18 protein-coding genes are annotated in these 21,540 nt (G+C 48.7%); 12 read left to right on the top strand and 6 right to left on the bottom strand.

What is annotated here, in order from left to right; all coding sequences use genetic code 11:
- Positions 1-3: 3 nt before the first annotated feature.
- The gene (locus tag AB6805_RS18070) at positions 4-3,450 is read left to right on the top strand and encodes a carbohydrate-binding protein (RefSeq protein WP_370910848.1); all 3,447 of its coding nucleotides are present in this window, start codon (positions 4-6) and stop codon (positions 3,448-3,450) included.
- 99 nt (positions 3,451-3,549) lie between these two features.
- Complete coding sequence (locus AB6805_RS18075; protein WP_370910849.1) at positions 3,550-3,705, top strand: hypothetical protein; 156 nt, start codon at positions 3,550-3,552, stop codon at positions 3,703-3,705.
- A gap of 84 nt (positions 3,706-3,789) precedes the next feature.
- On the opposite strand, the gene AB6805_RS18080 is transcribed toward AB6805_RS18075, so the two are convergent.
- Positions 3,790-3,942 carry a hypothetical protein gene (locus tag AB6805_RS18080; RefSeq protein ID WP_370910850.1) on the bottom strand — a complete coding sequence of 51 codons (153 nt, stop codon included), beginning with the start codon at positions 3,940-3,942 and terminating at the stop codon, positions 3,790-3,792.
- Between the two features lie 569 nt (positions 3,943-4,511).
- On the opposite strand from AB6805_RS18080, the gene AB6805_RS18085 reads away from it, so the two are divergent.
- The 10 genes from AB6805_RS18085 (at position 4,512) to AB6805_RS18130 (ending at position 17,069) form a co-directional block, all read left to right on the top strand.
- On the top strand, positions 4,512-4,919 hold the full coding sequence (locus AB6805_RS18085) for an L-rhamnose mutarotase (RefSeq protein ID WP_370910851.1): 408 nt from the start codon (positions 4,512-4,514) through the stop codon (positions 4,917-4,919).
- A gap of 71 nt (positions 4,920-4,990) precedes the next feature.
- Positions 4,991-5,584 carry an RNA polymerase sigma factor gene (locus AB6805_RS18090; protein WP_370910852.1) on the top strand — a complete coding sequence of 198 codons (594 nt, stop codon included), beginning with the start codon at positions 4,991-4,993 and terminating at the stop codon, positions 5,582-5,584.
- Between the two features lie 56 nt (positions 5,585-5,640).
- Complete coding sequence (locus AB6805_RS18095) at positions 5,641-6,840, top strand: FecR family protein (RefSeq protein ID WP_370910853.1); 1,200 nt, start codon at positions 5,641-5,643, stop codon at positions 6,838-6,840.
- Between the two features lie 199 nt (positions 6,841-7,039).
- Positions 7,040-10,348: a TonB-dependent receptor gene (locus AB6805_RS18100; protein ID WP_370910854.1), complete on the top strand. Its 3,309-nt coding sequence runs from the start codon at positions 7,040-7,042 to the stop codon at positions 10,346-10,348.
- A gap of 11 nt (positions 10,349-10,359) precedes the next feature.
- On the top strand, positions 10,360-11,898 hold the full coding sequence (locus tag AB6805_RS18105; protein ID WP_370910855.1) for a RagB/SusD family nutrient uptake outer membrane protein: 1,539 nt from the start codon (positions 10,360-10,362) through the stop codon (positions 11,896-11,898).
- Positions 11,899-11,909: 11 nt separating this feature from the next.
- Positions 11,910-13,757, top strand: coding sequence for an alpha-1,3-galactosidase B (locus AB6805_RS18110; RefSeq protein WP_370910856.1), 1,848 nt, complete (start codon positions 11,910-11,912; stop codon positions 13,755-13,757).
- The gene (locus tag AB6805_RS18115; RefSeq protein ID WP_370910857.1) at positions 13,733-15,184 is read left to right on the top strand and encodes a sialate O-acetylesterase; all 1,452 of its coding nucleotides are present in this window, start codon (positions 13,733-13,735) and stop codon (positions 15,182-15,184) included. Before AB6805_RS18110 ends, AB6805_RS18115 begins: the two co-directional genes overlap by 25 nt.
- Before the next feature lie 69 nt (positions 15,185-15,253).
- Positions 15,254-15,439 (top strand): hypothetical protein, encoded by a 186-nt coding sequence (locus AB6805_RS18120; protein WP_370910858.1) that lies wholly within the window; start codon positions 15,254-15,256, stop codon positions 15,437-15,439.
- A 135-nt stretch (positions 15,440-15,574) separates the two neighbouring features.
- Positions 15,575-15,955 carry a PH domain-containing protein gene (locus AB6805_RS18125; protein WP_370910859.1) on the top strand — a complete coding sequence of 127 codons (381 nt, stop codon included), beginning with the start codon at positions 15,575-15,577 and terminating at the stop codon, positions 15,953-15,955.
- Between the two features lie 85 nt (positions 15,956-16,040).
- Positions 16,041-17,069 carry an LLM class flavin-dependent oxidoreductase gene (locus AB6805_RS18130; protein WP_370910860.1) on the top strand — a complete coding sequence of 343 codons (1,029 nt, stop codon included), beginning with the start codon at positions 16,041-16,043 and terminating at the stop codon, positions 17,067-17,069.
- Between the two features lie 3 nt (positions 17,070-17,072).
- Here AB6805_RS18130 and AB6805_RS18135 read toward each other — a convergent pair whose 3' ends face one another.
- From AB6805_RS18135 to AB6805_RS18155, 5 genes are all read right to left on the bottom strand, one after another.
- Positions 17,073-17,621 carry a pyridoxamine 5'-phosphate oxidase family protein gene (locus AB6805_RS18135; RefSeq protein WP_370910861.1) on the bottom strand — a complete coding sequence of 183 codons (549 nt, stop codon included), beginning with the start codon at positions 17,619-17,621 and terminating at the stop codon, positions 17,073-17,075.
- Positions 17,622-17,663: 42 nt separating this feature from the next.
- A complete protein-coding gene (locus tag AB6805_RS18140; protein ID WP_370910862.1) occupies positions 17,664-18,191 on the bottom strand; it encodes a 5'(3')-deoxyribonucleotidase in 528 nt (175 codons plus the stop codon).
- A 250-nt stretch (positions 18,192-18,441) separates the two neighbouring features.
- On the bottom strand, positions 18,442-19,233 hold the full coding sequence (locus tag AB6805_RS18145; RefSeq protein WP_370910863.1) for a DUF1080 domain-containing protein: 792 nt from the start codon (positions 19,231-19,233) through the stop codon (positions 18,442-18,444).
- A gap of 82 nt (positions 19,234-19,315) precedes the next feature.
- Positions 19,316-20,467 (bottom strand): Gfo/Idh/MocA family protein, encoded by a 1,152-nt coding sequence (locus AB6805_RS18150; protein WP_370910864.1) that lies wholly within the window; start codon positions 20,465-20,467, stop codon positions 19,316-19,318.
- Positions 20,468-20,494: 27 nt separating this feature from the next.
- Positions 20,495-21,535 carry a sugar phosphate isomerase/epimerase family protein gene (locus AB6805_RS18155; protein ID WP_370910865.1) on the bottom strand — a complete coding sequence of 347 codons (1,041 nt, stop codon included), beginning with the start codon at positions 21,533-21,535 and terminating at the stop codon, positions 20,495-20,497.
- Between the last annotated feature and the right edge of the window lie 5 nt (positions 21,536-21,540).

Here is a 21,540-nt window from a genome sequence, read left to right on the forward strand (position 1 = left end):
GTTATGAAAAACATCTCAACACTTTTAGTGTTGCTGCTTGGCGTGTTCCTGTGTGGCCCGCTCCAGGCGCAATACCTGCTTTTAGATAACATGGAAGGTAGTGGCCCCTGCTCCGGCAGGTGGACTTACTACGCCGGCAATACCACTACGGGGAAGGTGCAGTTCGGCGTGCCTAACCCGAGTGTATCCGGGCTGAATACCAGCCCGCTGGTAGCCAAGTTCATAAAGGATACCTCCTGCTTTGAATACATGAGTGCAGGGAGCAGTCTTACGGATTCCTTCGATCTCTCCACCAACAGCACCTTTAAGATGCTGGTGTATGCCAGTACGAAAGATGAGATCATGTTTAAGCTGCAACCCGGCGACAACTATTCCAAAGCGGTGTACTTTACTTACAAGGTAACCCAGATCAATCAATGGGAAGAAGCAACATTTAATTTCCAGAGCGTAAAACAACGGACAGATTTTAACCGCATCGAAGTACATTATATCGATGGCAAGAAAGCCAATGGTATCCTGTACTTCGACCTGGTACAAGGTCCTAATCCCACTGGCATCACCGTAAAAGATACAAGTATTTTAATGGGGCAGGAAAATGGCGCAGTACTCACCGCCACCCTGCGGGGAGGGGTATTCGATTCTGTACTCACTGCCACCAACTGGACCGCCACCAACCTGCCTCCCGGCGTTACTATCGGTAATGTGCAACGGGTAAATGATTCCATTGCGCGGGTTACGCTCAGCGGCAATTCAGCAGCTAATTACTCCCGGGCTATTTTAAAGCTGACGGTTTCCGGAACGGAACTGGTAAACGCCAACACCACTGCGTACAATGTAAGAGGCAATGTTGTATTTGAAGGAAATCCTAACTGGACGGTTATCTTCAATGATGAATTTAATGTTGACGGCGTACCGGATGTTACCAAATGGAAAGTAGATCCGCAGCCCAAAGGCTGGATTAACGGCGAACAGCAGGTGTATACAGATACCACACACGACAATGCGCGTGTGAAAAACGGTAAGCTGATCATCAAAGGGAAAAAGGATTTTCCTAATGGAAATACTACTGAGCCCTGGTCATCTGCCCGTCTTATTACACAAGGCAAAATGGATTTCCTGTATGGCAGGGTAGATGTACGTGCCCGGTTGCCCCGTGCACGCGGCTCCTGGCCGGCTATCTGGCTGATGCCCACCAGCAGCGTTTATGGCGGCTGGCCTAAAAGCGGCGAGCTGGATGTAATGGAACATGTAGGTAATAACTTTGGTACGGTACTGTCTACCGTGCACACGCAAAACCATAACTGGACAAACGGCGGCCAGGTATCCGCTTCTAAAAAACTGCCTGACGCAGATACCACGTACCATGTGTATAGTATGGAATGGGGCGCGGACTCCATCCGGTTTCTGTACGACAGCGTCAAAGTGCTGACGTACCCGAATCCGCATACCGACTGGAAAGACTGGCCCTTTGATCAGAAATTTTTCCTGATACTGAACGTTGCCGTCGGCGGTGGCATGGGAGGCAGTATTGTGGATGCAGATTGGCCGGATAGTATGATGGTGGATTATGTGCGTATTTCCCAGAAAGGATTAGGTACACCCATACTGGACTCCGTGATGGTAACACCCGCCACACTGACATTCCTTCCCGGCAAAACGCAGCAATACGTTGCCAAAGCGCTGGACCAGAACGGGCGTGTGATGTCGGTTACGCCGGTGTGGAGTGTTACCGGCAGCGGTAACAGCATTACAACAGGCGGGCTTGCCACACTGAACGATACGGCTAAAATTACCGCTACCATAACAGTAGACAGCGTCACCAAAACGGGCGTGGCTATTGCTAACCGGCGATCCGCCAACTATACACCGATACCCGCAAAAATAGAGGCAGAGAATTTTGGCAACAGCAATGTATGCTGCACCGAGTCCACATCAGATACCGGTGGCGGGCTGAATGTAAGCTACATTGGAGCCAGTAGCTGGCTGGAATATGATATCAGTGTACCACCCAACAACTGTGAATACCGGATCCAGTTCCGTGTGGCCGTCAACTCGGCTGCCAGCCTGAAGGTGATGCTGGACACAGCCACCCTGCAAACGGTAAGCCTGCCCGCAAGCGGCGGCTGGCAAAACTGGATCACTGTAACGTCGGCGCCTATACACCTGTCACCCGGACAAAAAACGATCAGGATCCAGGCGGGTAAAGATGGCTGGAACTTTAACTGGCTGCGTTTTATCCGCGCCGATTCTATTTCACTGGCACGGCTTACGGTTAAACCGGATACGGCAACATTGATTACCGGCGCCACAAAGCAGTATACTGTTTCCGGCTACGGACAGGACAGCAGCGTGTTCACTGTAAACCCGGTTTGGTCCGTTTCCGGCACCGGCAACAGCATCAGTGCATCCGGCTTGTTCCAGGCGAATGTGGTGGGTGATTATACCATTACGGCTACTGCAGGAACTATCAGCGATACAGCCAGCGCGCATGTAATTGCTGCGCCCCGGTTAACGCGTATTACACTTACACCGGATACGGCTGCTGTACCGTTTGGCGCATCACAACAGTTTACTGCTAAAGGCTATGATCAGCGCGACAGCCTCTTTGCCTTTACGCCTGTATGGACCACTACCGGCGCCGGTAATACGATCAGCCCAACGGGCGTTTTCACGGCTGGTAATACAACAGGTACCTTCACCCTTACTGCATCCCGTGATTCTATCAGCGCGACAGCCGTAGCGAGTGTTGGCAATTTCTGTTCAGTTAATAATAAGTATGAGGCAGAAAGTGCCTCCAACCGCTCTACCAGGCCAATCCTGCAAGCCTGCACGGATGTTGGTGGCGGGCAGAACTTTACCAATATATATGGGGGCGACTGGTTTGCTTACAACACCCTGAATGTGCCTGCAGCCGGAAAGTATACCATTAGCTTCCGGGTGTCTTCCACAGCGCCGTCGGTGATATGGATAGGGCACAGCAGTTATAATTTTGGCAGCATTACCCTGCCATCAACAGGAGGAGTATGGAAAACCATCACCGATACCATTACGTTGCCGGCACTGAGCTATACAGGTATTCATGCCACATCCGGTACCTTTAAGTTCAACTGGTTCAGCATCGATAACTGCCCGGTGGCACCCCTCGATTCTTCTTCTGCTCGCATGGCTTACAGCGATGTAAAATATGCGCCGGAACCAGCATCAGCAGACGCCCAAAAGGTGATCTTCTATCCCAATCCAACAACAGGACAACTGACATTGGAATTGAAAGAACCGGTGTATACCATGCTTTCTGTGCTTGACATGCACGGTGCTGTGGTTAAATACTGGCGCATCAGCAAAGGACAAACACGCATCAGCCAGAACATCAGTTCACTGCCGGCAGGTACTTACCTGCTTAAACTTGAAAATCAATTTAAGGCGATCACATTTAAGGTGATTAAGCTCTGATAAATGAATTAATTTATGATGAAGAAGAGACGCTGCCGGTCAGCGTCTCTTCTTTTATAGATTGACAGCAATATTCCCGGCAGATTAAAGAAGCGTGTATTGATTAATGAATATACAGATAAGGAAGACAGACAGGTAAAGCTATTCAAGCTCACCGCATCAGGTGATAAAACGTTGAAAAAAGCAAAGCAGCAGGTATTGAAAGTAGCGGCAATGCTGACGCAGGACTTAACAGAAGATGATAATCAGTTTTAGACACAAGGTTTTCCGCAGTTATTCAAAAACAGAAGAATAAGAGTTTTAAGGAGATATTTGAGGAGAATAAGAGTGCTCTTTGAACTACCTTTTAGTTGTTTTAGCTTTTACGGAATCAATTTGAAAATTCTCCTTAATTAATTGAGGTTTGGATGGTCTTACCTGGCTATTATCAACACCCGGTAGTTTTGTTGTGGTGGCGCTGCTTTGGTGTGTTTTATTGGAATCTTTTGCCATGTATTGAGTTTTGTTAAAGGTACTGAAATTATTCACAATTTTTACCTTTTGCACCTTGTCATCCTTAATAGCAATTTGAAAACCAATGCATAACAGATATGGAACGCTTGCTAAAATTGCAAAAGTAAAAGCTCTGTAGTAAAATAATCCCTTTCGCTTAAATATTTCGTTATTGACTCTTACAGCTTCCTCAAGTTCATTTATATAGGAAGCTTTTATTAACGCATCTACCTCAATTCTCTCCCTGTTTTCTTCCTCGTAACCTATCCGGTATTCCTCATAGTAGAGTTTAGGTTCCTGTAAATAGGCTACTTCGACAGGTATTAGCAGGCGAACGGTGTTTGCCAGTGAAATGGAGAATAGGGAGATGAAAATATAAAAAGAAGCATGATGTAGCCACAGGCATTTTGTTTCTGTAAAGAAGACTCATTTCCCTCATTTCCCTCCATTCCTCGGCATCACATCAGCTTAACGAATTAATAACAATAGTCAATATCGTGCTGAAATAAGTCAAAGAAACCACCCTATCATTCCCCGATGCCCGCTATCTTCGTAACCAAACCACGATTATGAAAATTCACCACTTGCTGCTGTTGACGTCACTGTTCTTATTTTCCTGTAAAGACGCGCCCCGTCACAACAGCCGTTACGGAATGGTTACAGGCCTCCGGCAGGAGAAAATAGCCGAATACAAATCACTGCATGCCAAAGTATGGCCGGATGTGCTGAAGATGATTGAAGCATGTCATATCCACAACTATTCCATCTACCTGAAAAATATAAATGACCACTGGTTTTTGTTCAGCTATTTTGAATATACCGGTACAGATTTTAAAGGAGATATGGAGAAAATGAAACAGGACAGCACAACACAACAATGGTGGAAAGTAACGGCTCCCTGTCAGCTTCCTTTACCGGATGCAGCCGCAACAGGAGAAACCTGGTCGGGTATGGAAGAAGTATTTCATGTGGAATAACGAAACCTAAAATTAATACATCCCATACCGGTTTTTCATTAAATTTATGCTCTGTAATTAAACCGGTACGTTTGTCATTCGTTCAGTTATACAATGAAAAAGAGCTCCTTGCCAGCGTTTCCCTGGGGGATGAAAAGGCATTTCATGCCCTTTATTATCATTACAGTCCACGTATTTACGGCAATTTATTGAAACTGGTCAAATCGGCTGACCTTGCGCAGGAGTTGTTGCAACAGGTGTTTGTAAACATCTGGCTCCGGCATGATACCATTGACCCCGAAAAATCTTTCCGTTCCTACCTGTTTACCACCGCTAACAACCTGGTGATCGATTTTTACCGGAAAGTGAAGCGGGACAAGCTGCTCATGGATAAGTTGCTGGCTGCCGCGCAGGAGTATTACCTGCACACAGAAGAATGGCTGCACGAAAAGGAAACCATGCACCTCATACAGGCTGCCATAAACGATCTTCCTCCCCAGCGTAAAATCATATTTACGCTTTGCAAACTGGAAAACAGAACCTATAAAGAAGTAAGCGAGTTGCTGGGCATTTCCCCCGCCACGGTCAACAGCCAGATCGTAAAGGCTACCAGCACTATACAAAAGAAGTTAATGGCCAACCGCGACGTTGCCGGCATATTGCTGGCGTACCTGATCCTGCGCTGATAAATTTTTTTTCCTTCCGGGTAAATGTAAATCTTCGCCCGTTCGTATTAGCTGATATGAACCAAGATCCTGATGAATCTTTTTTAAAAGAATTATTTGCCAGATTTCTGGAAAACCGCTGCAGCGAAGATGAAATCATCCTGTTGATGGAGTATGCGGAGAAGGATGCATACCGGGAAATATTTTCGGAGATGATCAACCAGGTGGCCACCGATGACCACCTGGAGGAAGATGCGCTGTATGCTATGCACAAGGACGTGATCGATGCGGTAAGTACCCGGATCACGCCACCGCTGCCAATGCACAAAGTAAAAGCACGGAGATGGCTGCCTTACCAGGTGGCTGCCGCAGTAGTTTCCCTGTTATTGGCGGGAGGGGTGTGGCGCTGGTATTCCCGTTCTCCTGATACAAGGCCGGTGGCGCACAACGCTGTTGCGCGTACCCCCGGGAATGATGCCGCACCGGGTAAGAAAAAAGCCATCCTCATCCTGGCAAATGGTGCGTCTGTTACATTAGACAGCGTTTCCAGCGGCTTGCTTACCCACCAGGGGCAAACACAAATCATCCAGTCTGCCGGCGGAAGCCTGGTGTACAGTTCCGCGGCAGGGGCGTCTGCTGAACCGCTGTATAATTCCATCATCACGCCACGCGGCGGGCAATACCAGGTAACCTTGTCGGATGGTACCAAGGTATGGCTGAATGCCGCGTCTACCTTGCGTTTCCCGGCAGCGTTCACGGGCGCGCAACGGCAGGTAACATTAACCGGGGAAGCCTACTTCGAGGTGGCGAAAAACGCAGACAAACCTTTTTTAGTAACCGTGAATAACCTGCAGGTAACGGTGCTCGGAACTCATTTCAATATCATGGCGTATGAAGATGAGGCAGTCATCAATACCACCCTGCTGGAAGGCGCTGTAAGGGTAACCGGCGGCAATACCACCGCGTTGCTGCAACCAGGGGAACAGGCGCAGCTCCGCCGCCAGGGGAATATCCACGTGATGAAAAACGCCGACCTGAATGCAGTGATGGCCTGGAAAAACCGCCTCTTCTGGTTTGAACAGGATGATATCCATACCGTAATGCGGCAATTGTCAAGAGAATATAATATAGCTGCGGAGATCCGGGGTAATATCCAACGTCATTTTACCGGCTCCATCCCACGCGATGTGAATGTATCAACCGTTTTGGAAGTACTCGAAAAAACAGGCGGAGTACACTTTACAATGAACAATGGAAAAATAATTGTCACACCTTAAAACACTAGTTATGAACAGCTGACTGTAACAACAGCCAAAAAAACCGGAAGCGGCCTAATGCTCCCGGTCAGTAAGGCAAAAGAAAACAATTCTTTCTGGTAACCGTAATCTTTTATCCCAAATCAAATGTATGTATTTGAATGCTCATTTCAAAGGCAGGGGACTCCTGTGCCTTCTCAATTCCTTAACTGCAAAGGTTATGCAACTCACAGCTATTGTATTGCTCGCTGCATGTCTGCAGGTATGTGCTACCGCCCGCGCTCAAAAGGTAACCATATCCGGCAGGAACATCTCTTTAAAGGAAATCTTTACTGAAATCCGGAGTCAGACCGGCTATAACTTTATTTATACCAGCGAAGACCTGCAACAGGTGGTGCCTGTAACGCTCGATGTAAAGAACGCGGCACTCCGCGATGTACTGGATATCTGCTTCGCTCATCAGCCGCTCGATTATGCCATACAGGAGAAAATCATTATCGTAAAGCCAAAGGCGCCGGTATTGCCTGTTGCAGCCAATGTGACCGGAACAGTTACCGACGCTGTCACCGGGAAACCACTACCGGGTGTTACCATCCAGGTAAAAGGGACTTCCACAGGCATTGCTACGGATGAAAAAGGCCACTACAGCCTGAGCGCACCAGACAATGCCGTGCTGGTATTTTCATACCTGGGTTATATAAAGAAAGAAGTACCACTGGCCGGGCAAACAACGGTGAATATTGTGCTTTCACCTTCCAATACCGGCCTCAGTGAAGTAGTAGTGGTAGGCTATGGCACACAACGTAAAGAAGACCTGTCCGGTTCTGTATCTTCCATTAACTACGATCAGCAGCTGCAAAACCGCGCTATTACAGATGTATCACAGGCGTTGTCCGGGCTCGCCGCGGGTATTTCTGTATCGCAAACTTCCGGTCAGCCGGGCCGCGATGGCGCCGTGCTGCGCATCCGTGGCGTAGGCACGCTCAATAATTCAGATCCCCTGGTACTCATTGATGGTATCGTAGGTTCGCTGAATAACCTGAACCCCAACGATGTGGCCAGTATCTCCATCCTGAAGGATGCGGCCTCCGCTGCCATCTATGGCTCCCGCGCGGCGAACGGGGTTATCCTCGTTACCACAAAAAAAGGCAAAAAAGGGAAAACGGTGATCAACTACAACGGATCTGCCGGCGTACAAAAAGCCACGCATCTCTTTGAACCGGTTACCGACTACGTTACCTACATGCGGCTCATGAACCGCATCCAGAAAGCGGATAACCCGGATAATACAGACCTGTTCAAGCCCGCTACTATCGACGCCTGGAAAAATGCCACCGATCCGGTATTGTTTCCCAATACCAACTGGATGGATGTGATCTTCGGCCAGGGCATTATCACCCGGCATAACCTGTCTGTGAGCGGGGGAAACGAGAAAACAGACTATTATCTCTCCATGGGATATCTCTATAACAAAGGGATCATGGAGTCCACAGACGCTACCAAGTATACCCTGCGCCTGAACCTGGACCACAAAATAAGTGATAAGATAAAAATTGGCGCCAACCTGAATTCTTACTGGAATAAGGTGAACGAACCCTTTGATGTGACCACCCTGTTATATTACAGCGCCAACTCCGTACCGGGTGTAACACCCACCATGACGAAAGACGGCGTAACAAGATACGGTGGCAGGAACACAGATGATGAAAGTCCCAATGCCATTAACCCGCAGCAGTACATGGATACCTGGTTTTATCCGCAGGTGGGCCAATACTCTTTCGCCAAGTTATACGGCGAATGGGAAATTATGAAAGACCTGAAATGGCAGGTAAACGGCAGCGCAGAAATATATAACAAGGAAAGCAAGCAATACAAATATTCCGGCGCTGTGCAGAATCTCTGGAACTTCCAGAAGGATGAAGTAACCGTAAGCAATGCTTCCGTTCCTTCTACATTGTATCAAAGAAATGATAACAGTCTCGCACTTACTTTTTATACAACGCTCAACTACGATAAAACATTTGCAGAAGATCATCACCTGTCCGTGTTGTTGGGCGCCAGCAGGGAAACCAGCCGGAATGCCTGGTTCTCCGGCAGTGTACAGGGCTTTCCTTCCAATGATACCTGGGAACTGAGCGCGGGCCTGTCGCAGCCCATTGTCGGAGGCACTTCATCTTCCTATGCATTGTCATCCTACTTCGGACGCGTGAACTACAACTACAAAGAAAAGTACCTGCTGGAGGCAAACCTGCGCTACGACGGATCGTCACGCTTTGCCGCCGGTAACCGCTGGGGAATATTCCCGTCGTTTTCAGGCGCATGGCGGCTAAGCAGGGAAAACTTTTTCCGTAACGCCGACCTGTCTTTTGTAGATGATATCAAGATCAGGGGATCATGGGGAAAACTGGGTAACCAGAATATCGGGCTGTATCAATACATGGGCCTGTATGCTGCGGGACAGAACTATATTTTCGGCAACAGCCTGTCAGCAGGTTTAGCGCCAAAGGCATTACCTAACCCGGATATCACCTGGGAAAGTACTGCTACTACAGACATCGGCGCCGACATCAGCCTGTTCAGGGAACATTTTGATATTACGTTCGACTGGTACAACCGCCGCACCAGCAACATCCTGGTACAGCTGCCACTGTCATCATTATACGGCGCGCTTACCCCGCCCTACCAAAACGTGGCAGTAGTGCAAAACAGGGGATGGGAAGCGGCACTCGGATATAAAAATACTGTAGGGTCTTTCCAATACGCCGTTAGCGGTAACTTCAGCCATAACTCCAATGAGGTGCTGCGTTTCCAGGGTAATCCCGATGTAATACAAAGTATCGGCAATAACTCTATTATCAAACAGGGGCTGCCTATCGGCGCATTGTACGGCTACCAGGCGCAGGGCACTTTCAAAAATCAACACGATATTGATAACTGGGCCAAACAAAAACTATCGGGTAGCAACAAACCCGGCGATCTTAAATACGCGGACGTAAAACAGGATGGTGTTATCAATGGCAGCGACCGGACCTACCTGGGAAGCGTAATTCCTGAATACACGTATGGTCTTACCCTGCAGGCGGGATACAAAGGTGTTTCCTTTTCTGTTTTATTCCAGGGCATCGCCGGTGTGAAAAGGTATTACCAGAACCTGTGGTACACCAGCGCGGTACGTTATGGCCGGGAAATCAATTCCTATTTCCTGAACGCATGGTCAACAGATAACCCCAACAGCGATATTCCACGGTTAACAACGGACAGCAACAGCGACAATACGCAGGCATCTTCCTTCTGGGTACAAAACGGTTCTTTCCTGAGAGTAAAAAATATGCAGCTCTCCTATAATTTCCCGGCTGGCTGGCTGAAGAAATCATTTATTTCAGGGATACAGGTGTACGCGGATGCGCAGAATCCTTTTACCTGGACAAAATATAATGGACTGGACCCGGAAACAGGTAACTACACCGATTACCAGATTGAGAATCCAAATGTGCGCACTTTCTCTTTGGGAATAAATGCCTCATTTTAAACTAGTGTACCATGAAAAAATTAACACTTGCGCTTTATATAATCCTGCTGGCAGGATGCACAAAAGATTTCCTGAATTCGAAACCCTCCGATCAGCTTTCAGATACGAACTTCTGGAAGTCCGATGCAGACGCGCTTTCCGGCATCACCGCTATTTATGAGCAGATGCAGCACAACTACCAGATCTATGGCTACAACCCCATGACAGATGGAATGACGCCCAACGCCTGGATCTGGAGCGACTACCTCGAAGGATATGGCGGTATCTCCAAAGGCAACCTGTTGCCTACACTCATTACACCGGTAAATGATAAGTGGGTGCAGCTGTACAATGGTATCTATAAATCGAACCTGGCACTGGAAAAAATACCGGGTATAAAAATGGATGAAGCCCTGAAGGGACGGCTGCTGGGAGAGGCGCAGTTTTTACGCGCATTGTTTTATTACAACCTGGCCGACTATTACGGAGGGGTGCCTTTGATTGAGCATACCCTTCAACTCGGAGCAGAGCTTCCCGGTAGAAATACCCGCGAAGAAGTACTGACCTTTGTAGAAGCACAATGTGATGAAGCCGTGAAATCGCTGCCGGCAGTTTATGATAAAGCCAACACCGGCAGGGCTACACAGGGCGCTGCGCTCATGCTCAAAGCCAAAGCGCTGTTGCTGGCAAAACAATATCAACAGGTAGCTGCAGTAGCCAAACAGATCATCGACAAAGGCCAGTACCGCCTGTATGATAACTACGAAGCCATGTTCACAGATGTGGCGGCGGAAAACAATGCAGAAGTAATATTTGATGTGCAGTATGCCGCGCCGGGATTAGGAGAAGGCAGTCCGCTCGATGGATTTATGGGCCCCCAGAGCTCTTTCGGAAAAGGCTGGGACCAGGCATATCCCACACAGGATCTGGTAAACAGTTATGAGATGAAGAACGGGAAGATGATCACCGATCCTGCTTCGGGATTTGACCCTGCCAATCCGTTTAAAGACAGGGACCCGCGGCTGGATTATACCATTATCCGCCCCGGCTCCGTATGGAAAGGGATTGCCTATGATAATATCAAAGTGGGCGGCGCAAAATCAACCTTCATCGGCTACCTGCCAAGGAAACATGTATTAACGGTAGATGGCTACAATTGGGGGGATTCCCCGCTGAACTATATCGTGTTCCGGTATGCCGATTTACTGCTGCTGTATGCAGAAGCAGAGAATGAAACAAACGGCCCGGATGCCGCTGTGTATAATGCCATCAACCAGGTGAGGGCAAGAAAAGGGGTAGACATGCCTGCTATCCCCGCCGGTAAAACAAAGGAACAAATGCGTGATATTATCCGCCACGAAAGAAGGATAGAACTGGCCTTTGAAGGTATTTACTATTCTGATATCCGCCGCTGGGGTATTGCCAAAGAGCTGATGGATGGCGCCGTAATTAAAACGATGACGGGGCAGCAACTCGATGTCCGCCATTTCGTGGATGCCCTTTATCTCTGGCCGGTTCCACAGGGAGAAATTGATCTGAATCCGAAACTGAAACAAAATCCCGGCTACTAATTTTCCGCATCATGCATAGCTATTTAAACAGGATATATCTTTTACTGGCCGTGATATTGTTGTCTCAATACACGTATGCCGATGCTGCCTATGACACCGTGTACGTAACCAGCTTCGGCGCACGGCCGGGCAGTCGCGCCGACGCGGTAGCCGCCGTGCAGGCCGCGCTGGAAGCCTGCCGGCAAAAAGACAACCCGATGCTGTTTTTCCCGGCAGGCCGTTACGATTTCTGGCCGCAGCACGCGGTAAAAAAAGTGTACTATGAATCCAATACATCGGATATCAACCCGAAGTATAACGCCATCATGATAGCGGGATTTAAGAAGCTGGTGATAGAAGGCGCCGGATCGGAATTTGTGTATCATGGCCGCATTCAGCCGTTCACCATTGAACGGAGCAGCCATATTACACTCCGTCATTTTTCCATCGACTGGGAGTTTCCCTTAACAGCGCAGGCGGTTGTAACAGATACTACCGCTGCGTATATCGATGTACGTATAGATACGGCGCAATATCCCTACACTATTGTAAACGGGCAGCTGCTGTTTGCCGCCGAAGGCTGGAGTGGTAAAATCACCGGTGTTATGGAGTACGAAAAGGATACGCATCTTATTGCTTACAGAACCGGCGATGATCCCAGCGCCCTGGGGCCGGGCTGGCGGGGATATAAAGCCACCGCAATGGACAACGGTGTGGTGCGGTTGCATTATCCCTTCCGGCGGAAGCCTTCGCCCGGAAACATCCTGGTGTTGCGGCACAACAGCCGCGATCATGCCATGATCTTTGTAACGCACAGCGATAATATTTTAATGGAAAAGGTGACAGGTTACCATTGCGCAGGGTTAGGGATACTGTCGCAGTACACAGCGGATCTTACTTTTAAAAACATCTCCATTGTTCCAAATATAGCAAAGGGAAGATATTTCAGCGGTCATGATGATGGACTACACTTCTCTAATTGCCGCGGTAATATCAACGTAGACAGCTGTCGCTTTGGCGGCCTGATGGATGATCCCATTAACGTGCACGGTACCTACGTGCGCATTATCAGCAAGCTGGCCGGAAATAAGCTGCTATGCCGCTTTATGGAGCCTATGAGCGTAGGTATGGAGTGGTCGGAAGCAGGTGATCATATTGCATTCATCGATCATCATTCACTGGCTACTACCGGCAAAGGAAAAGTAACAGCGTTCCGGAAGAAAAGTACCACTGATTTTGAACTCACCCTGGCGGACGAAGTACCCGCAAATGTGAATGAAGGAGATGGCCTCGAAAATATGAGCTGGACGCCCGCGGTAACGGTAAGGAATACTGCTTTTGAAAGCTGCCGTGCAAGAGGGCTGCTGGTAACCACGCCTAAAAAGGTGATCATTGAAAATAACAGCTTTGCCTCCAGCGGTTCGGCCATCCTGATAGCCGGCGATGTAAATTCCTGGTACGAATCCGGCGCTATCACCGATTTGCTGATAAAAGGAAATAAATTCCTGGCGCCGTGTAACACCTCCGACTACCAGTTTACAGAAGCCGTGATCAGTATTTACCCGGAAATTCCGGTGATGAACGACAGCACACCGCTTTACCATAAAAATATACAGATAGAAGGAAATAGTTTTTATGCGTTTGACTATCCCATACTATTTGCACAATCGGTAAATGGGTTGCAGTTCGTTAACAATGATCTCATCAGGAGCTACGACTATAAGCCTTATCATAACCGGAAGGCGGCTTTCCTCCTATCAGGGTGCAGGAACGTCCGCATTAAGGATAATAAGGTGGCTGCTGATTTACTGGGGAAGAATGTGGAGTTTAAATTTATGAAGAAGAAAGAAATACAATGTCAGGAAGAACTGGTCTTTTAAACATTTTAGCACTGCTCATTTTTCCGTTGAGAACCTTGCCGCAGTCGCATGCCGGTCACTTATCACTGCCTGCAGTGATAAGTGACCATATGGTATTGCAACAACGCTCAAAGGCCGTGCTATGGGGATGGGCGGACAAAGGTAGTCAGGTGAACATCACACCCGGCTGGACTTCCGGGAGATATACCGTTGTTGCAGACAGCACCGGGAAATGGAAAGCGTATATTCCTACGCCGCATGCCGGCGGACCGTACACCGTTGAATTCAGCAGTGAGACAACACATATCTGCGTGAAAGATGTATTGATCGGAGAGGTATGGGTATGCTCGGGGCAATCCAATATGGAGATGCCGTTGAAAGGATACAATAAACAGCCGGTTTTAAACGCCGCGGTTATTATTGCGGATGCGGTCAATCATCCGGATATACATGTTTTCCGGGTGCCCAAAATAGTATCACCGGTACCTTTACCGGATTGCAACGGCAGCTGGAAGGCCACAGATACCGCTACCGCGAAGGATTTCAGCGCGGTTGCGTATCAGTATGCAAAAATACTGCATGAAAAGCTACACGTACCCATAGGCATCATTGCCACTTATTGGGGAGGAACCGCCATACAATCCTGGATGAGTGAAAAAACATTGTCAGGTTTCCCGGAGGTATGGTCTACCAGCCGGCCGGATACGATCAAAGATCCGGAGAAGGATCCTGAGCACGCGCCATCTGTTCTTTTCAATTCCATGATCCTGCCGGTTTCAAACTATACCGTAAAAGGATTTATCTGGTACCAGGGAGAATCAAACAGGGAGCATCCTTTGCTTTACCGCAGGCTGTTACCGGCGATGGTGAAGGAGTGGAGAACGCTATGGGGAGGAGGACGTTTGCCGTTTTATTATGTGCAGATAGCACCCTACGGGTATGCTGATCCGCGTCATGAACAGTTGCCCGCCATTTTGCGGGAATCGCAATTGCTGGCGCTGAACGATATTCCCAACGCGGGTATGGCAGTGATACTTGATGCAGGTGAAGAAAGATATATCCACCCGCCGGATAAAACAGTGGTGAGTCAACGCCTTTCATACTGGGCGCTGGCAAAAACATATCATCAGAAAGGCATTGCCTGTGCTTCGCCGGTTTTTAGGAAGATGAAGATCAAAGGAAGCCAGGCTTATCTTTATTTCAATTTCGCCAAACACGGATTAACCGCTAACAACAAGCCGCTGGAACATTTTGAAATAGCGGGCAATGATCATATTTTTTATCCGGCTAAAGCGGTGATTGTTCACAGCAACCAGGTGAAAATTCAGTGTGATGCAGTAGCAGCGCCGGTGACTGTGAGATACGCATTTAAGAATTGGGTGAAGGGAGATCTTTATAACGCAGAGGGGTTGCCAGCTTCTTCGTTCCGGTCAGATGTTCAGCAATAACCCCAAACGGCTGACATAGCTTTGTGCACGGCATAGATATTGTTGATTAACAGTCAAATATCATAAGCCATGAATGTAAAACGACTCTTCGGAACCATCCTGACTATCCTGGGGATAGTGGGTATCATTTATGCCGGTTATGGTTTTATCCAGCAAAGTATGCAATGGCGACAGCTGCTGGTGGCTGCTGTTATAGGGATTGTCTTCTTCATATCAGGTATTGGCCTTGTGAGAAATACCAAGGATGAAGCGTAGATGAAGCGCACTTAAAGCATGGTTAAAGCGTACTTAAAGGGTGGTGGCAATTGCTGAATTTATCGCCATTGTGCTCTGTTATTTACAATATTTGTAATATCTTGTAACCCATCACCACAACAAATGTCGTTTAATATGGGATTTTTTTCGGGCCTTATTGGCAATGCAGCCACCGTTAGCCAGGAGCAGTTAACGAAAGATTACGGCAAACTGCTGCTCGATTCAGAGCGGGTAGAACTGGGATTTAAACTGATCAGGGATACTTTTATATTTACCAACAAACGCCTCATCCTGATCGATAAGCAGGGGCTTACCGGCAGTAAAACAGAATACCGTAGTATCTCTTACAGAAGCATTTCCAGGTTCAGCGTGGAAACAGCCGGTACTTTTGAACTGGATGCAGAACTGAAGATCTGGATCTCCGGTGAAGAGCTGCCCAGCATCAAAAAGCAATTCAGCAAATCGGTGGATGTGTACGAGGTACAGAAAGTACTGGCGCATTACGTGCTGAACTAATTTTTTATTGAAGTGTTTAATACATCGAAGCCACCATTGGTGGCTTTTTTATTGTTTATATTTACCATTTCTAAAAGGACTGGTCATGGAAGTAGGAATAGATAGCTTTGCCGCCACGAATGGTTTAAATAATAAGTCGGCTGCAGAAAGTAATATGGATGAAATGGCAGATCTGCTGGAGAGGATAGTGATGGCCGATCATGCAGGGTTGGATGTATTTGGCATTGGCGAACATCACCGGAAGGAATTCCTGGATTCCGCGCCCACCGTTATCCTGGCGGCTGCCGCAGCCCGAACAAAACACATCCGCCTGTCCAGCGCGGTAACTGTGCTCAGTGCCGCCGACCCGGTAAGGGTATTCCAGAATTTCGCCACACTGGATATTATTTCCCGTGGCCGCGCCGAAATGGTGGTAGGCCGTGGTTCCTTTATTGAAGCATACCCGCTTTTTGGTTATAGTCTCCAGGATTACGATGCACTCTTCATCGAAAAACTGGATCTGCTTCTGAATATCCGCGATAATGAAGTAGTTACCTGGAAGGGCCGTTTCCGGCCGGCGCTGAATAATATTGCTATTTATCCGCGACCGGTACAGGATCCGTTGCCCATTTGGCTGGGTGTAGGTGGTACGCCGCAATCATTTGCCCGTGCCGGTACATTGGGACTACCGCTCATGGTCGCCATTATAGGAGGGGAAACCCACCGTTTCCGCCCGTTGGTAGACCTCTACCGGGAAGCCGGCAGAAAAGCCGGGCATTCGCCCGATAAATTAGCGGTAGGCGTGCATTCGTTGGGGTATGTTGCGGAAAACAGGCAACAGGCGGTCAGCGATTATTTCCCCGGCTATGCCGAAACTTTTACAAGGATTGGAAAGGAGCGGGGATGGCCACCGGTTACACGTGCGCAGTTTGATGCCCAGGTGGGTCCCACCGGCGCGTTGCTGGTAGGCGGCCCGGAAGAAGTAGCGGAAAAGATCCTTCGCCACAGTGAAGCGCTGGGAGGTATCTCCAGGATTACATTTCAAATGGACAATGCAGGATTATCCCATGAAAAATTGCTGAAGTCCATTGAATTGATCGGCAAATACATCATCCCGCTGGTGAATATTGTTTAATGATTATGCGCCCAGTTCGGTAGGCAATCCATCTATACTCACCAGGTTCTTCTCGGCTTTATAGGCTTCCAGGCCTTCGGGACCTTTCTTTTCCGCCCATTTGGCGGCATGATCCCGCTCCCCGGTGTATTCATACAAGGGAACGCCAAAGCCGCAGGAGGTTTGTACTTTATGGATATCCGCCACAATGATCTGGCGGGTGGCAGGCAACATCGTAAACAGGGCTGATAATTCCGGCCATTCCGCATCACCAGGCAACACCGTATAGCCTTTACCGTATAAACGCAAAATATTGGGCGGCCCATCGAAGGCGCAGAACATAAAGGTGATGCGGCCGTTTTCACGGAGATGTGCAGAGGTTTCATTCCCACTTCCAACAATATCGAGATAGGCCACCTTGCTGGAGGAAAGCACCCGGAAGCTGTCCAGCCCCTTCGGTGAGAGGTTCACATGCCCCTGATCACTCAGCGGTGCGGAGGCTACAAAAAACAATTTCTGCGCAGCAATAAAGTCCTGGTGTACGGGCTTAATATCGTCAAAAAATTTTCCCATATAAGCGGCATTTAAGTGGATGTTAAAGGTACAAACATTTAACTACAGCAGTTTTTTCGCTGCATCTTCCCAGTCCATGATCCGCTCATAGCCTTCTACATGCACATTGTGATGTCCATGATACAGCAAAGGCCTGCCTTTGAAATTGCTGAAATTGCGGATCAGGTCATCGATCATGATGTCTGTTTGAACAATGGATTTATCGCCGCACAGGCAGTACTGCCGCCATTCCAGGAAAGGGAAATGCTCCTGCAGCCAGTCGTATTTGTCTTTCAGGGAGGTAGGAAACTCCATGGCAGCAGAAACGATATACAGTTTATATTTCTTATTCAGCTCTCTGATTACTTCCGCTGCGTTCGGGAATATTTCCAGATCACGGAAAAAGCCAGGTGTATTCAGGTATTCCTTAATCTTCGCTTTATGTTTTTCCGGCAAAATATCTGATAGTGTTTTGCCGTGCAGCTCCTCTGTGGTAAATGTTTTGCCGAAGTCCCTGTAGTACCATGCCCTGGCTTTCTTGATCGGGTCGGCAATGGTTTCGTCCATGTCGATGGCGAGCGATAATTGCATTGTTTCCTGTTTTTGTGGAGCTAATATAATAATAAAAAGCCAGTGAAAACGGAGGTATCCGGTAAGCCATTGTTGTAAAAGAAAAACGGCTGCAGTAATGGCATCAACATACCATCGCCACAGCCGTTTAATCAAAAAAATAAAATCCTAAAAAATAAAATCCTAAAAGAAAAATCAAATAAAATCCTAAAAAACAAAATCCCAAAAATCAGCAAAATCAGCGTAATCCTGAGAAAGACAACCTCCGCGTTTAAAGCCGCTTCAGCATAATATCGCGGTATTCCACTGTCATAGGCGGGCCTACATGCACCTGCACGCCCAGGAATCCTTTGGACTTCCCGTTTACGGTGTCGTTGTCGGTTACATCACTCATCAGTACGCCGTTGATATAGTGCTGGAGATGGTTGCCTTTTACAACGAGCCGGCATTTATTCCAGTCTTCGCTTTTAATCAATGTTTGCAGCGAGTCAGAGCTGCCGAGCGAACCGGTCACCACGGCGGCGCTCCAGGCGTTGTTTTTCACGCCGTTCTGCAGCGAGTCAGTTGCTTCAGGAATGGTGGTTTTCTGTCCGCGGTAGGCGAGGGTAGTACGTCCTCTTTCTTCGTAATTCTGACCGGTATAGCGGTTGGCGCCATCAATATCGGCCTGGTAGCCTTTCAGCGCATGCGGCACATTCTCCACCATTACGCTGCGATAGTTGATGCCGCTGTTGCCGCCGCTGGTGATTTTGAATTCACAGGTGAGTTCGAAATCAGCCGGCTGGTCGCCCTGCCAGATGAGGAAGGTGTTAGTTTTAAGTAACGTTTCGGGAGTTACCTGACCAACAATATGACCGTTTTCTGCCCGCCAGTGAATAGAATCGCCTACCCATCCGTTCAGGGTTTTGCCGTCAAAGATCTGTACGAAGCCTTTATCGGTACCTGTGCTGTCGCCGGTATGGCTGTCGCCTGTTTTGCCCGCGCCATTCTGGCAACTGGCTGTCGTAAACAGCAGGCTGGCTGCGGCCAGCGGGATAAGCATTGCACTGGTTCTTTTCAGCATAGTTAATATTTTATAGTGTTTGATATTTTTTCGTATATCCGGGAGAGATAGTAAGAATGATGCGTATAACCGTTACCGGTAGTTAGGCAGCATTGGTATCTTTCCATGTACCGGAAGCGGCAGAATCGAGTACGGCCTCACACACTTTTTGCGTTTCCAGCGCTTCTTTAAAAGTAGGAGAACAGGGCGTGCCGGTTTCCAGGCTTTTCAGAAAATCAGCTACCTGGTGTACAAAGGAATGCTCATAACCGATGCCCAGCCCGGGTACCCACCATTTGTCCATATAAGGCTGATCGCCATCTGTTACATGGATGGAGCGCCATCCGCGCACCGTAGAGGCGTCGGCGTTATCAAAGTATTCCAGCCGGTTCAGGTCGTGCAGGTCCCAGCGGATGGAGGCATTTTCGCCGTTGATTTCAAACGTATATAATGCTTTATGTCCGCGTGCGTAACGGGTTGATTCAAAGAGGCCGAGAGATCCGTTGCTGAAGCGGCACAGGAAGGAACAGGCATCGTCGATGTTTACTTTTTCCACTTTACCGGTGAGCTGATGCACACGTTCTTTTACAAATGTTTCGGTCATGGCAGTTACGTTGGTTATACTGCCATTCAACCACAATGCGGTATCAATGCAATGGGAGAGAAGATCGCCCACAACACCGGAACCAGCTACGTCTGCATCCATGCGCCAGAGGCCTTCACCGCCTTGCGGAAGGTTGGCGTTAATGGTCCAGTCCTGCAGGAAGTTGGCGCGGTAGTGAAAAATACGACCCAGCTTGCCGGAGTCAATGATCTGCTTGGCGAGGGTAACAGCCGGCAGCCGGCGGTAGTTGTACCACACGGTATTGGGCACGCCTGCTTTTTCAATAGCATCTACCATGCCGGCCGATTCTTCCAGTGTACGTGCCAGTGGTTTTTCGCAGAGGATCATTTTGCCGGCAGCAGCTGCGGCGATGGCTATTTCAGCGTGTTTGTCGTTCGGCGTACAAATGTCTACAGCGTCTATATCATCGCGTGCAATCAGGGCTTTCCAGTCCGTTTCCACGGATTCATATCCCCATTGGGCCGCAAAAGCTCTGGCCTTGCTTTCTGTACGGGAACATACTGCTTTCAGTACCGGTTGATATGCCAGGTCCGGGAAAAAGTTTTTCACGCGCAGGTACCCATTGGAATGGGTTCTGCCCATAAAACCACATCCTATTAATCCTATCCTCAGTTCTTTCTTTGTTGTCATAGTTGTCACGGATTATTAATTAAAAAACTATTCCTGCCAGCCGTGCTGTTGTCTTACGGCGATCATGGCGGCGAGGATATCGTTCCAGGTTTTTGCCTGCGTCATTACGGCATTGGGGAACATGCAACCATCCCAGCAGATATGTTTCACTGCCTTCGTGAGTTCTCCTTTGTCGTCGCGCAGCCAGAAGCCTGCATCTTCTGCAATATTCAATTTCCCGTTGGGATCAGTGGCCAGGCAGTGGCGGCCGGTTTTATCATGGGAGCCGGTGCCATGCACGGTACCATCATTTTGTGCTACGTGGAAATCGATCATCCACGGGCGAAGGGCCTGTGTAAGCTTTCTGAGCCCGGCTTTGATCGCCTCGCGGTCGCTCCATTCAAAGTCGGCCGGCAGTATCCTGTCTTCCGGACTGTTATAACCCAGCAGGTACAAAAACGTATGCGACATATCTGCCTGGAACCCGATGTTGGGCCGGTCTACTGCCTCAAGGGTATCCAGCATTGCTTTCCAGCTGTGCATTCCACCCCAGCAGATCTCACCTTCTGCGGCGAGTCTCTCACCATAATCGGCAGCAACATCACACGCTTCCCGGAAGGTTTGCGCAATCAGCTTTGTATTCCCTGCGGGATCTTTGGCCCAGTCTTCCGGGCTGCAGGCAGAGTCGATGCGCACCACTCCACTGGGGCGGATGCCGAGGTCACGCAGGCGTTTGCCTACGTGGCACGACTTCCGCACCTGCTCTACAAACTTAGCCCGATCTTCTTTGCTGCCCATTGCGGAGCCGCCGCTGGGCGCCCAGATTGGCGCCACCAGGCTGCCTATCTCCAGGTTATAAGAGGAAACTTTTTCTACCAGTCTTTTCAGGTCATCGTCTGAGCTGTCTGCGGATACATGCGGGTCAAACAACCCGATGTCGATACCGTCAAACTTAACGCCATTGACTGCTGCGTTGGCGGTCATTTCCAGCAATGTGTCAAACGAAATGATAGGCTCTGCGCCATCTCCTTTTCCTACAATGCCCGGCCAGGTGGCGTTGTGCAGCTTTGGATAATTATTATCTTTCATAACGT

The sequence above is a fragment of the Chitinophaga sp. RCC_12 genome, assembly GCF_041360695.1.
Taxonomy (GTDB): Bacteria; Bacteroidota; Bacteroidia; order Chitinophagales; family Chitinophagaceae; genus Chitinophaga.